At 72.1% G+C, this 12,980-nt stretch carries 9 protein-coding genes; 6 read left to right on the forward strand and 3 right to left on the reverse strand.

Features of this window, described 5'->3' with window-relative positions; translation table 11 throughout:
- Nucleotides 1–59 precede the first annotated feature (59 nt).
- The 3 genes from J421_RS28205 to J421_RS28215 form a co-directional block, all read right to left on the reverse strand.
- Nucleotides 60–2,741: a DUF7133 domain-containing protein gene (locus J421_RS28205; protein ID WP_148306593.1), complete on the reverse strand. Its 2,682-nt coding sequence runs from the start codon at nt 2,739–2,741 to the stop codon at nt 60–62.
- Between the two features lie 194 nt (nt 2,742–2,935).
- Nucleotides 2,936–5,239, reverse strand: a complete 2,304-nt coding sequence (locus tag J421_RS28210) for a family 78 glycoside hydrolase catalytic domain (RefSeq protein ID WP_025414468.1) — start codon at nt 5,237–5,239, stop codon at nt 2,936–2,938.
- Nucleotides 5,240–5,469: 230 nt separating this feature from the next.
- Nucleotides 5,470–6,369: a glycoside hydrolase family 16 protein gene (locus tag J421_RS28215; protein WP_104023431.1), complete on the reverse strand. Its 900-nt coding sequence runs from the start codon at nt 6,367–6,369 to the stop codon at nt 5,470–5,472.
- Nucleotides 6,370–6,571: 202 nt separating this feature from the next.
- Here J421_RS28215 and J421_RS28220 point away from each other — a divergent pair, with 202 nt between their 5' ends.
- The 6 genes from J421_RS28220 to J421_RS28245 are packed head-to-tail and all read left to right on the forward strand — an operon-like array spanning nt 6,572 to nt 12,946.
- The gene (locus tag J421_RS28220) at nt 6,572–7,450 is read left to right on the forward strand and encodes a 3-keto-disaccharide hydrolase (RefSeq protein ID WP_025414470.1); all 879 of its coding nucleotides are present in this window, start codon (nt 6,572–6,574) and stop codon (nt 7,448–7,450) included.
- A complete protein-coding gene (locus J421_RS28225) occupies nt 7,447–10,224 on the forward strand; it encodes a DUF7133 domain-containing protein (protein ID WP_025414471.1) in 2,778 nt (925 codons plus the stop codon). Before J421_RS28220 ends, J421_RS28225 begins: the two co-directional genes overlap by 4 nt.
- Before the next feature lie 28 nt (nt 10,225–10,252).
- Nucleotides 10,253–11,134, forward strand: coding sequence for a sugar phosphate isomerase/epimerase family protein (locus tag J421_RS28230; RefSeq protein WP_104023432.1), 882 nt, complete (start codon nt 10,253–10,255; stop codon nt 11,132–11,134).
- Nucleotides 11,131–12,027 carry a 3-keto-disaccharide hydrolase gene (locus J421_RS28235; protein ID WP_025414473.1) on the forward strand — a complete coding sequence of 299 codons (897 nt, stop codon included), beginning with the start codon at nt 11,131–11,133 and terminating at the stop codon, nt 12,025–12,027. Before J421_RS28230 ends, J421_RS28235 begins: the two co-directional genes overlap by 4 nt.
- Entirely contained in the window at nt 12,024–12,479 is a 456-nt protein-coding gene (locus tag J421_RS28240; protein ID WP_025414474.1) for a c-type cytochrome, read from the forward strand. Before J421_RS28235 ends, J421_RS28240 begins: the two co-directional genes overlap by 4 nt.
- An 8-nt stretch (nt 12,480–12,487) precedes the next feature.
- Nucleotides 12,488–12,946: a DUF6220 domain-containing protein gene (locus J421_RS28245; protein ID WP_025414475.1), complete on the forward strand. Its 459-nt coding sequence runs from the start codon at nt 12,488–12,490 to the stop codon at nt 12,944–12,946.
- Nucleotides 12,947–12,980 lie beyond the last annotated feature (34 nt).

Below are 12,980 nucleotides of genomic sequence, written 5' to 3' on the forward strand. Positions count from 1 at the left end.
CACCAACGACCAAGCAGTGGTGTTCTCCGCGTTCTCCGCGCCTCCGCGTGAGACAGCTTTCATCGGGTGATGCGCAGCAGCTCCGCCTCCGTCCACGGCTTCTTGCGGCCGGCCGTCGCGGCGCGGATCTCCTTCACCTGCGTCGGCTCGATCGGGTCCGCGTCGTTCCCCCACGAGCGCCGCACGTAGGTGAGCACGTTCGCCACCTGCTCGTCGGTCAGCGTGCCGCCGATGGGGGGCATGAGCATCTCGCCCTCCTTGCCGTTCAGCACGATGCGGATGAGCCTAACGGGAGTGCCGAGCACGAAGCGCGAGCCGACGAGCGGCTTCGCGACGCCGGCGAGGCCGCCGCCGTTCGCCTGGTGGCAGCCGGCGCACGTCGACGTGTACTGCTGCCGCCCGGCCTCGTAGCGCGCCTGCTCGTCCGCGGTGAGCGCGCGGGCCGCCGGCGCGGCGGCGCCGCCCTTGCCGGGCCACGTGAGCGCGTCGGCGACGGCGCGGGCCTGCGCGCGGATCGCGCTGTCCGGGCTCTCCGCCGCCGCGAGGAGCGCCGCAGGTCGGTTAGGCAGCGCGATCGGTGGCGCCGCCGTCGGACGTGGTGGCCCCTCGGGCGCCGCGCCGCTCGCCGCGCCGCCCGCCGCGGCACCGGCCGGCGGCTCGAAGCTCGGCCGCGGTCCACGCGGCGCCCGCTGTCCACTGCGCGGGTTCGCGCCGGTGAGCAGCGCGAGCCGCTGCCAGCGCGGGCGCGACGGCTGGCCGGCGAGCGTGAGCAGCCGGCCGATCGCCGCCGCGTCGCGGGAGCGCACGATCGACGCCGCGATCGACTGCACCGCGGCGGCGTGCTCGCCGCGCGTCGCGAGCAGCTTCTCGAGGAACGCCGTCTCGCGTCCGCGCACCGCGCCGGCGACGAGGTCCGTCACGATCGGGTCGTCGCCGTAGCGGCTCGCCACCGTCACGAGCGCGGCGTCGCGCCGCGTCGCGGTGAGCTCGCCGAGCGACGCCGCGAGCTGGCGGCGGACGAGCGGCGTGCGGTCGTCGGCGAGGCGCAGCACGGCGTCCTGCAGCGGGTGCGACGCGCGCGCGAGCCACGGCTCGCTGATGCGCACCGCCGCCGCGCGCACGTACGGCGACGAGTCGGCGAGCGCGGTTTCGATCGTCAGCGGGTCCGACTCGCCGAGCCCGTCGAGCGTCCACAGCGCGTGCAGCCGCGCGCGGTCGTCGCGATGCGAGCGGATCATCGCGCGCAGCGCGTCGGCCACCGAGCGGTCGCCGCGCTCCACGAGCAGCTGCTGCGCCTTGAAGCGCCACCACCCGTTCGGGTGCGCGAGCAGCGGCACGAGGTCGGCCGCCGACGCACGCGACAGCTGCGGCGCCGGCCCGCGCTGGGTGCTCGTGTGCACGATGCGCCAGATGCGGCCGAGGCCGACCGGCTGCTCCATGCCGCGCTCGCGGATCTTCTGCTCGAGGTAGTCGGTGATGTACGCGCGGTGCTGGATGATGCCCCGGTACATGTCGACGACGTACAGCGTGCCGTCGGGCGCCGACGAGAGGTTGACGGGGCGGAACCGCTGGTCGCTCGCCGTCATGAAGTCGGCGCGCTCGTACGCCTTGCGCGCCCGCGCGAAGCCGTCGCCGCTGTCCTCGATGACGAACCGCGCGACGAGGTTCCCCGCCGGCTCCGTGACGAACACCGACCCGCGCAGCTCGTCAGGCAGCCGGTCGCCGACGTACACCGTGGGGCTGCCGGCGGACGTGAACATCGCGAGCGAGCTGTCGCCGCGGAGCACGCCCTCGCGGTAGCCGCGGTTCACGGCGGGTGTCTTGTGGTCGGGCCACACCGACGTGTTGCGCGTCACCTGCTCGTACACGCCGCGCCGCAGCCCGGCGTTGCCGCCGCGCGCCGCGTAGTGCTCGGGGATGTAGTCGGTGCGGAGCGGGTCCTCGTTGCTGTTGCGGAACAGTCGCCCGTAGTCGTCCGACGACACGCCCCACTGGCCTTCCTCCGGCGCCGGGCGGAACGCGAACGAGCCGTCGGGCTGCAGACGGAACTCGCCCGCGTAGTTCGCGTTGTGCAGCCAGTTGTCGAGACCCCACAGCAAGCCGTTCGCGTTGTGCTCGGGGTTGGAGCTGAGCGTGCCGTAGTCGCCGCGCACGAGCGTGCGCACGTCGGCGCGCAGGTCGGCGTTCGTGTCACGCGCGAAGTACAGGTTCGGCGGCGCGCCCACCAGCACGCCGTGCTGCATGACCTTGATGGTGCGCGGCAGCACGAGGCTGTCGAGGAACACGGTCTTGCGGTCCATGACGCCGTCGTCGTTCGTGTCCTCGAGCACGACGACGCGCCCGATCGGCCGGTCCTCGCCCTTGCCGTCGATGTTCGGCATGAACGCGCGCATCTCGACGACGTACATCCGCCCGTCGGCGTCGAAGTCGATCGCGACCGGATCCTGCACGAGCGGCTCCGCGGCCACGAGCTCGGCCCGGTAGCCGTCGACGAGCCTGAACGTGCGCGCCTCGTCCTGCGGCGACCGCACCGGCGTCACGCCAGTGTCGACGTACAGCGCCGCGAGCGGGTTCGCGGCGGGCGCCGGTGGCGCGGTGGACGCCGGGGTCGGCATGGCCGCGGCTGGCGCGGCGGCGGGCGCGGGTTGCGGCACCGGCTCGTGCCGGCAGCCGACGAGCAGCGACGCGACGAGCAAGGCTCCGCCGAACGGGCCGGAGCGGAACGACATCTCCATCTTCATGTCCACGACTGGTTGATGAACGTCGCGCCTCGCGTGACTCCACGTACGAGTGTGGGTGGGACTGAAGCAGGGACTGAAGGAGGACTGAAGAAGGACCAAACAATGCTTTCTTGCGGGTGGTCCTTCTTCAGTCCTCCTTCAGTCCTTCTTCAGTCCTCCAATAAGAACGTACGTGGAGCCATGCCGGGCGCGTCTCACAGCCGGATCTCCTGCCGCCCCGCGTGCAGCGGCGCTTCGCGGCCACGCCATACAAAGGTACCGGAAAGACCGGCCGGCAGCGTGACCTCGCCGCGGACGCCCGTCGCGCCGACGCGCTCCAGGCGCACCTCCACGTCGCCGAGCGGGTGGGGCACGCGCCCCTCGGCGCGGTGCAGCGGGCCCAGGCTCGGCGCCACCCGCACGCGGCGGAATCCGGGCGCCGACGGCCGCACGCCGAGCACCGTGGCGAGCAGACCGTAGTTCGGATGCGCGCTCCACGCGTGCGAGTCGGAGCGCGTCGGCTCGGGCGTCTCCGGTGTCGTCGTGAGGCCTAACGCGAGCATCCCCCGCCACGGCGCGAGCTGCTCCACGTAGCGCTCGCCGAGCCCCGCCTCGCGCAGCGCCTCCAGAACGTAGAAGCCGTAGTAGTAGCTCGCCCGCACGAGCGTCGTGTCGGCGAGCACGCGCTCCATCACCGTGCGCCGCTCGGCCGCCGGCACCGCGCCGGACAGCACGGCCATCACGTTCGTCTGCTGGCTGAACGAGGCCGAGTCGGGTGCGTCGGCGAACAGGCCGCGCGCCGGGCGCCACGTCCGCGCGCGCACCGCGGCGGTGATCCGTGCGGCGAGCGCGCGCTCGCGCGAGCCCTCGGCCGGAAGGCCCAACGAATCCTCCATCTGCGCCGCGCGCTGCAGCGCGTAGACGAACAGCAGCGACGTCATGGCGGAGTGCCCGCGGTCGGCGCCGGGCGGAACGCCGTTCCGCCACGCAGGCGTCCAGTCCACGTAGTTCCACCACGGCGTCGGCCCCACCATGCCCGTGGAGTCGACGTGCCGCTCGTACCACGCGAGCACGCCGCGTACGCCGGGCAGCAGCGCGCGCACGAACGCGGGCTCGTCGCGGTGCATCCAGTAGTCGTGCACCATCGCCACCCAGATCAGCGAGAACGGCGGGATGATCTGCACGAGGCACGACGGGTACCGGCTCTGGGTGATCCCCTCCGGGAGACGCGACCGGTCGAACTGCACGATCGCCTCGCGCATCAGCCGCGCGTCGCCGCCCACGTACAGCGAGATGAGCGACTGCACGCGCGTGTCGCCGACGTACTGCAGCTGCTCGTAGTACGGCGTGTCGAAGTACGTCTCCCACGCGTCGAGGCGCGCGCCGCGCCAGTTCATGCGCCACATGTCCGCGAGCCACGGCAGGTCGCTCGCGAAGCGCGCGCGCTCCACGAGCGGGTAGCCGGTGAACACGCCGCTGACGTCGTGCACGCTGAGCGGCTCGGCGGCCGTCTCGACGTCGAGCTGCACGTAGCGGTAGGTGCGGAACCACAGCGCGCGGAAGCGCCGTCGCTCGGCGCCGCCGCCCGGGCGCACGACGTCGCGCACGCCGGCGATCGTCTTGCCCTCCACCGAGTCGCGGTTGCCCTTGCGTCCCTGCGCGTCGCGCAGTGCCTCGGCATAGGTGAGCGTGATCGAGCTCCCCGCGCCGCCGCTCGTCTCCACGACAGGATACGCGTTCGTGAGCTGGCCGTTGTCGAGCAGCAGCGTGGCGCGCGTGCGCGCGGGGATGACGAGCGCCCCCGTCCCGCGCAGGAACGCGTCGCCCGCGCTCACGCCCTGCGCGCGCCGCACCGACGCGAAGCGCACCGGCGCTTCCTCCATCGGCGGGATCGTGCGCGGCTGGAGCTGCCACGGCGCGGTGCCCGGCGCGCCGAGGTCGCCGACGCCGTAGAGCTGCACGCGTCCGATCACACCGCCGCCCGCGCCGGTCGCGATCGTGCGCCAGCGCGCGTCGTCGTAGTCGACGCGCTCCCATCCCCACGGGTACGCCGCGCCGTCGACGTTCTCGCCGGGCGGGGCGGCGTAGTAGCCGCGCACGTCGGCGAACGAGATCGGGATCGGCCGATACGCGGAGTCGCGCAGCACCTTCCATCCCGGCCCCGTGTTCGCCGCCGCCTCCGCCGCGCCGTCGCCCTGCACGAGGAAGCCGGTGCGCGTGCCGCACTGCGCCACCGGGCGATACGCGCCCCAGTTCCACACCTCGGCCGCGAGCACGTTGCGCCCCGCGCGCAGGAACGGCGCGAGATCCACCGTCTCGTAGCGCCAGTGCGGCACGTCCGAGCGCTGCGGGCCGCTCGCGACCGACGTGCCGTTCACGAACAACCGATAGCGGTTGTCGGCCGAGACGTGGACGACGAATCGCGACGGCGCGGCGCGGAGGTCGAGCGCGCGGCGGAAATGGTATACGCCGTACACGTCGCCCGGCGCGTCGGGGTCGGCGATCCAGCTCGCGGGCACGGCGAACGGGCGCGGGACGTCGGTCGTCTGGGCCGCGATCGGCGCCGTGCCGAGGGCGATCGTTAGGCAGATCGTCAGGAAGGGACGCGGCGAGTACGTCTGGGGATCTCTGGGATCACGAGGATCTCGCGATGGAGCAAAAGCGAACGATCCCAGGATCTCGTCGATCTCGAAGATCCCCAGAAGCACTCGTCTAGGATCCCATCCCTCATCGCTCCCGGTCGGCCCTTTCATCGCTTGTAGACGCGCACGTAGTCCACGACCATCCGCTGCGGGAAGCTCGTCGTCGCGTCCGGATCGCCCGGCCACGCGCCGCCGACGGCGAGGTTCAGGAGCACGAAGAACGGGTGGTCGAAGACCCACTGCGACGTCGCCGGGATCACGCCGCTCGTCGTGCGGCGGTACTGCTGCCCGTCGACGAGCCATCGGATCTCGCCCGGCTCCCACTCCACCGCGAAGACGTGGAAGTCGTCCGCGAACGCGCCGCGGTCGAGCGCGTACGGCCCACCGATGCCGTTGCCGCCGGAGTAGCCGGGGCCGTGGATCGTGCCGTGCACGACGTTCGGCTCCTTGCCGATGTTCTCCATGATGTCGATCTCGCCGGAGCGCGGCCAACCCACGGTGTCGATGTCGCGGCCGAGCATCCAGAACGCCGGCCAGATCCCCTGGCCGCGCGGGATCTGGATGCGCGCCTCGAAGCGGCCGTAGGTCTGGTCGAACAGTCCCTGCGTCTTGAGCCGCGCCGACGTGTGCGTACACGCGCCGTACCAGCACCGGTAGCCGGACGTCGGCGACTCGGCGCGCGCGGTGATGACGAGATGCCCGGCGCCGTCGAGCGACACGTTCTCGGGGCGCGTCGTGTAGAACTCGCGCTCCTGGTTTCCCCAGCCGCCGCCGCCGGTGTCGGCGGTCCACTTCGCGCGGTCGAACGTCGCGCCGGCGGGGCCGTCGAACTCGTCGCTCCAGGCGAGCGCCCACTGCGCGGGCGGCGTGGCGGGGGTCACGGGCGTCGTCGGCGTGCTCGTCGTCGTCGTCGTGGCGTGCGGTGCCGTGCTCGACGCGCACGCGGCCAGCACGGCCCCGGCCAGCAGGGTGGCGAGCGCGGCTCGGGCGATGGTGCAGCGCGGCATGTTAGGCAGGGGCAGGGAGACCGGGCGAGGGACGCCGGAAATCGGGCCCGCGGTCGAGCGGCGCGCAAGCCCGGCGCAGCGCCCGCGCAGCGCCCGCGCGGGGCACTCGCTTGACACCCCGCGGTCGCCGGGAATCTTGTCCCGTTGTCGCACATAGGGAAGTTCGTGAGCAGATGTGCGTTCACCCCGGTCGGTGGTGTCCATGCGGATCGTCCTCCTCGCCCTGCTGGTGACCACGGCGTGCGCGTCCGGGCGCGCGGGTGGCCCGGCCAGCCGGCCTAACGATCCCGACGCGCGCGCGTGGATCGACCTGTTCGACGGCCGCTCGCTCGCCGGCTGGACGCCGAAGATCGCGAAGCACGACGTCGGCGAGAACTTCGCCGAGACGTTCCGTGTGCGCGACGGCGTCATCCAGGCGCGCTACGACGGCTACGGTGGGAGCTACGGCAACCAGTTCGGGCACCTCTACTACGACCGCCCGTTCTCCTACTATCTCCTGTCGCTCGAGTACCGTTTCCTCGGCGACCTGTATCCCGGCGCGCCGTCGTACACGCTGCGCAACAGCGGCGTCATGATCCACTCGCAGGACCCGCGCACCATGCCGCGCGACCAGAACTTCCCGATCTCGGTCGAGGTGCAGTTCCTCGGCGGGCTCGGCGACGGCAAGGCGCGGCCCACGGGCAACATGTGCTCGCCGGGCACCGCGGTGGTGTTCAACGGCCGCCTCGACCCGCGACATTGCATCAACTCGACGTCGAAGACGATCCACGGCGACGCGTGGGTGCGCACGGAGGTGCTCGTGCTCGGCGACTCCATCGTGAAGACGATGATCGACGGCGACACCGTGCTCGTGTACGAGAAGCCGCAGATGGCGGCCGGCGTCGTCACGGGATTCGACCCGAAGATGCTCGTGCCCGGCAAGCTCCTGACTGGTGGCTTCATCGCGCTGCAGGCCGAGGGGCATCCGGTCGACTTCCGGAACGTGCGCGTGTTGAACCTCGAGGGGTGCACGGACCGGCGCGCGACCAATTACAAGTCCTATTACGTGCACTCGAACCCGTCCGCCTGCACCTACCGATGAGACTCGCCCGCTACCCCCTGCTGCTCGCTCTGCTCGCGACGCCGGCGCTCGCCCAGCCGCGCGGCAACCCGACCGCGCGCCCGGCGACGATTCCCGCGAGCGGCGCGGTGCCGCGCGAGCCCGCCGTGGAGCAGAAGCTGCGCGACGAGGTGAAGGCGCCCGACGGCTTCACGCTCACGCTGTTCGCCGGCCCGCCGGTGGCGATGTACCCGACGTGCGTGGCCGAGTCGCCCGACGGCGCGCTGTTCGTCGGTGTCGACCCGAACCTGTCGCTGTCGCAGCTCAAGGGCGTCGGCCGCGTGATGCGCCTCGTCGACGACGATCACGACGGGCGCGCCGACCGGTACACGACGTTCGCCGAGATGGACAGCCCGCGCGGCGTCGCGTTCGACGGCAGGACGCTGTACGTGATGCACCCGCCGAACCTCACCGCGTATCGCGACACCGACGGCGACGGCGTGGCCGACTGGCAGCAGAACATCGTCGAGGGGCTCGGCTTCGACCTCGACTTCCGCGGCGCCGACCACACGACCAACCAGATCGCGTTAGGCATCGACGGCTGGATCTACGTCGCGGTCGGCGACTACGGCTACCGCAAGGCGGTCGGCACCGACGGCACGCAGATCTCCCACCGCGGCGGCTCGGTGGTGCGCGTGCGCCCCGACGGCACGCACCTCGAGATCTACGCCACCGGCACGCGCAACATCTACGACGTCGCGATCGATCCGCTGCTCCACGTCTACGCGCGCGACAACACGAACGACGGCGACGGGTGGGACACGCGCCTGCACTACCTCGCGCCGGGCGCGAACATGGGCTACCCGACGCTCTACCAGAACTTCAAGACGGAGCACTTCCCGTCGCTGTACGACTACGGCGCGGGCGCCGGCGTGGGCTCGGTGTTCGTGCAGGATCCGTCGCTGCCGCCGGAGTACGGCAACACGCTCTACACCGGCGACTGGACGAAGAACCGCATCTACCGCCACCCGCTGTCGCCGAAGGGCGCCAGCTTCGACGCGCGGCAGGAGGAGTTCCTCACCGTCGTGCGCCCGTCGGACATCGTCGCCGACGCGCAGGGGAGCCTGTTCGTCGCGAGCCTGTCGGGCGGCCAGTTCACGTACAACGCGGACACGGTCGGCTACGTGTTCCGCGTGCGCCGCAGCGACGTCGCGCCGGCCGCGCTGCTGCCGATCGACAAGGCGCCCGACGCGCAGCTCCGCACGATGCTCGCCTCGGGCAACGCGCTCGTCCGGCTGCACGCGCAGCAGGAGATCCTGCGCCGTCCGGCATCCGACGCGACCGTGCGTGCGCTGCAGAGCGCCGTCGCCGACGCGAAGGCGTCGGCCGAGGCGCGCGCGGCGGCGATGTTCACGCTGAAGCAGCTCGTCGGCGCGCGCGCGAACGCGGCGCTCGAGCAGGCGGCCGCCGACGCGAGCGCGCCGGTGCGCGAGACCGCCGTGCGCGCGCTCGCCGACCGGCCCGACCAGGCGGAGGGCGTCCACACCGCGCTGCTCGTGAAGGCGCTCGGCGACGCCGACGCGCACGTGCGCGTGCAGGCGCTGAACGCGCTCGTGCGGCTCGGCGCGACCGACGCGGCCGACGCCATCGCACCGCTCGTGGGGAGCGACGACCAGGCGCTGCAGCACCTCGCCGTCCACGCGCTGGTCGCGTTGGGCGCGCGCGACGCGGCGCTGAAGGTGGTCGACGGCGGTACGCCGGCGGCGCGCGACGGGGCGCTGCGAGCGCTCGCCATGATGTACGACCAGCCGACGGTGACCGCGCTGCTCGCGCGCCTCGACCGCGCCGATGCGGCATCGCGCGAGCCGCTGCTGCACACGCTCGCGCGCCTCTACGATCGCGAGGGCTTCTGGGCCGGCGACTGGTGGACGACGAAGCCGGCCCATCTCGGCCCGTACTTCGATCCGACCCCGTGGGAGGGGAGCGCGCGCATCCGGCCGGCGCTCGCCCGCGCGCTCACCGCCGCGCGCGGCGACGCGCTCGACCGGATCGCGAAGGACTTCGCGGCGAACCAGGTGCTGCCGCGCGGCGCGCCGGCGTTCCTCGCCGCGGTGCCCGCGAACGAGCCGCTGCGTGCGCAGGCGATCGACGCGCTCGTCGGCCGGGCGCAGCTCGACGCCGAGTCGGTGACCCTCGCCCAGCAGCTCGACGCGCGTGGGCCGGCGCTGCGGGCCGCGGTCGCGCAGCTGCTCTCGGGCGAGAGCGCGCTCGGCGCGGGCACGCTGCCGCTCCTGCGCACCGTCGTGCTCGACGCGAAGCTCGACGCGGCGGTGCGCGGGCAGCTGCTGACGGCGTTGAGCCAGGTCCCCGGGCCCTCGGCGCGCGACGCGGCCGCCGAGGTGTTCGGCCGGCTGATGCCGGTGCCGGGGCTGCCCGCGGCGGCCACCCCGGCCGCGGCCGCCTCCGCGGCGCCCACGCCGCCCGCCGGCTCGGCCGGCGCGGGCGATCCGGTGGAGTCGGCGTGGCGCCGCTACGTCGGCGACCGGCGGCGGCTCGCCGATCTCGACTGGTTCATCGCGCAGGCGCGCTCGGGCACCCCGGCGCAGCGCACGCTGGCCTACGCGGTGCTGGTGCAGTCGGTACGCACGCCGCGCACGCCGGCCCCGGTGCGGGAGAAGGTCGCCCCGGTGCTGGAGGCGGCGTGGCGCGACCCCGCCTCGACGCCGAGCCTGGTCCAAGCGATTACACTCATGCACGTCGAGAGTCAGTACGCCGACAGGCTGCAGGCGGTCGGCCAGCAGCAGAAGAAGCCGTGACCGGCCCCCGGCCCACAGAGGAGGAGTGATGAGCGAATCACGCACGAGCCGTCGGTCGTTCCTGGTGGAGCTGGCGGGCGTCGCGTTAGGCGGCGGCGCGCTCGCGGCGTGCGCGAAGCACGCGTCGGGAGGGGTGCGCCCGTCGCCGGACCGCGTCGGCATCCAGCTCTACACGGTGCGCGACCTCATGCAGCAGGACTTCGAGGGCACGCTGGAGCGCGTCGCGCAGGCCGGGTACAAGGAGATGGAGTTCGCCGGCTACTACAACCGCACGCCGGAGCAGGTGCGCGCGGTGCTCGACCGGCTCAAGCTCGTGTCGCCGAGCGCGCACATCGGCGCGCAGCTGCTGAAGGAGAACGTGCAGCGCGAGATCGCGAGCGCGAAGACGATCGGACAGTCGTACATCACCATCCCGTCGTACGGTTTCCCGAGCAACGCCGGCGTCGACGCGTGGAAGGCGGCGGCGGCGGAGTTCAATCGCTGGGGCGCGGCGTGCCGCGACGCGGGGCTCAAGCTCGCGTACCACAACCACAACCGCGAGTTCGCGCCGATCGACGGGGCGACGTCGGGGTTCGACGTGCTCGTGCGCGAGACCGATCCCGCGCTCGTCGACTTCGAGCTCGATCTGTACTGGGCGACGTACGCGGGGCAGGACCCGATCGCGCTGTTCGGGCGCTACCCGGGCCGCTTCGCGATGTGGCACGTGAAGGACATGCGCGACCCGCAGGGCGCGAAGACGATGGCGCCTGTGGGGCTCGGGACGATCGACTTCAAGAGCATCTTCGCGCACGCGTCGCAGTCCGGGATGCGCCACTACTTCGTGGAGCACGACACCGCCGCGCAGTGGCCCGGCGGCGCGATCGCCAGCATCACCGAGAGCGCGCGCTACCTCAAGCAGCTCCTCGCATGAGACGCGCGCTGCCGCTCCTCCTCGTCGCCCTCGCCGGCTGCGCGAGCGCCCACGGCGCCGCGCGCGCGACGACCGACCCCGACGCGCGCGAGTGGATCCAGCTCTTCAACGGCCGCGACCTGAAGGACTGGGACATCAAGTTCGCGAAGCACGACCTCGGCGACAACTTCAACGACACGTTCCGCGTCGAGGACGGGCTGCTGAAGGTGCGCTACGACAAGTGGACCGCGTTCAACGGCGAGTTCGGGCACATCTTCTACAAGAAGCCGTTCTCGTACTACCTCGTCGCCGCGGAGTACCGCTTCGTCGGCGACCAGGTGACCGGCGCGGGGCCGAGCCTCGCGTGGGCGAAGCGCAACAACGGCATCATGATCCACGGCCAGAGCGCGGAGAGCATGGGGAAGGATCAGGACTTCCCGATGTCGCTCGAGGTGCAGCTGCTGGGCGGCCTGAGCGACGGCAAGCCGCGGTCGACGGGGAACCTGTGCACGCCGGGCACGAACGTGCACTTCGGCGAGAAGCTCATCACCGCGCACTGCACGAACTCGCGCTCGAAGACGTACGACGGCGACCAGTGGGTGCGCGTGGAGGCGCTCGTGCTCGGCGACTCCGTGATCAAGCACATCGTCATGGGCGACACGGTGCTGGAGTACCGCAAGCCGGAGATGGGCGGTGGATCGGCGAACAACATGAAGCCCGGCGTGAAGATCGACGGCACGCCGATCACCGGCGGCTCGATCTCGCTGCAGGCCGAGACCGCGCCGATCGACTTCCGCAAGGTGGAGCTGCTGAACCTGGAAGGGTGTATGGACGCCAAGGCCTCGAACTACAAGCGCTACTACGTGAAGGCGGACCCCGCGGCTTGTCGCTACGGTGGCGGAGCGCGGCCATGAACGCGCGCGTCGCGCTGGTCGCGTTAGGCACCGCGCTCGCCGCGACGTCGGCGTCGGCGCAGGCCCCGTCCGACGGCAAGAAGATCTTCGGTGCGACGTGCGCCGCGTGCCACCAGGCGACGGGCGAGGGCGTGCCGGAGAAGTACCCGCCGCTCGCCGGCAGCGAGTGGGTGACCGGCGACGAGGGGCGCCTCGTGCGCGTGATCCTGCACGGGCTCCAGGGCGACGTGGAGGTCGAGGGCGAGACGTTCAACGGCGCGATGCCGGCGTGGGGCCCGACGCTGAGCGACCCCGACATCGCCGCGGTGGCGACGTACATCCGCGCGAGCTTCGGCAACAAGGCCGCGCCGGTGAGCACGGCCACCGTCACGCAGATTCGCGCCGCCACGAAGTCGCGCGCCACGCCGTGGACGGCGCAGGAGCTCGCGCAGGTGCTCCAGGTGAAGAAGTAGGCGCCGGCGTGCGTCGCTGGTCGGGCCGCGCGCTGCAGGTCGTCGCGTGGCTCCTCGTGCTCTGCACGATCGTCCAGATCTTTCTCGCCGGGCTCGCCGTGTTCGTGGGGCCGCAGTGGTGGCCGCGCCACCGCGCGTTCGTCGACGGCTTCCAGTACCTCGCGCCGCTCGCGCTCGTGCTCGCCTACCTCGCGCGCACCACGCGCGGTCCCAAGGTGATAGGCTGGGTCATGCTCCTGCTGCTCTGGCTGCAGTACACGACGATCGAGCAGCGGCTGGTGCCCGGCCATCAGGCGTGGGCGGCACTGCATCTCGTCGGAGGCGTGCTGATCTTCTGGCTCTCCACCGAGTTGGCCCGGCGCGCGACCGTTCGTCCGCCGTACCACGACTCCACCACGAGGGGGCCTTCATTCAACGAATCGGGAGAATTCGAGGAACCTCCGCCGGTCCCGAAGGGGGTTCCTTGAATTCTCCCGATTCGTTGAATTGAAAACGATAGAA

Source organism: Gemmatirosa kalamazoonensis (assembly GCF_000522985.1).
In the GTDB taxonomy this organism is placed as follows: Bacteria; Gemmatimonadota; Gemmatimonadetes; order Gemmatimonadales; family Gemmatimonadaceae; genus Gemmatirosa; species Gemmatirosa kalamazoonensis.

Coding starts and splice junctions, on each gene's coding strand:
- J421_RS28205 (WP_148306593.1), bottom strand. CDS start 2,741: ATGAAGATGGAGATGTCGTTCCGCTCCGGCCCGTTCGGCGGAGCCTTG.
- J421_RS28215 (WP_104023431.1), bottom strand. CDS start 6,369: ATGCCGCGCTGCACCATCGCCCGAGCCGCGCTCGCCACCCTGCTGGCC.
- J421_RS28220 (WP_025414470.1), top strand. CDS start 6,572: ATGCGGATCGTCCTCCTCGCCCTGCTGGTGACCACGGCGTGCGCGTCC.
- J421_RS28225 (WP_025414471.1), top strand. CDS start 7,447: ATGAGACTCGCCCGCTACCCCCTGCTGCTCGCTCTGCTCGCGACGCCG.
- J421_RS28230 (WP_104023432.1), top strand. CDS start 10,253: ATGAGCGAATCACGCACGAGCCGTCGGTCGTTCCTGGTGGAGCTGGCG.
- J421_RS28235 (WP_025414473.1), top strand. CDS start 11,131: ATGAGACGCGCGCTGCCGCTCCTCCTCGTCGCCCTCGCCGGCTGCGCG.
- J421_RS28240 (WP_025414474.1), top strand. CDS start 12,024: ATGAACGCGCGCGTCGCGCTGGTCGCGTTAGGCACCGCGCTCGCCGCG.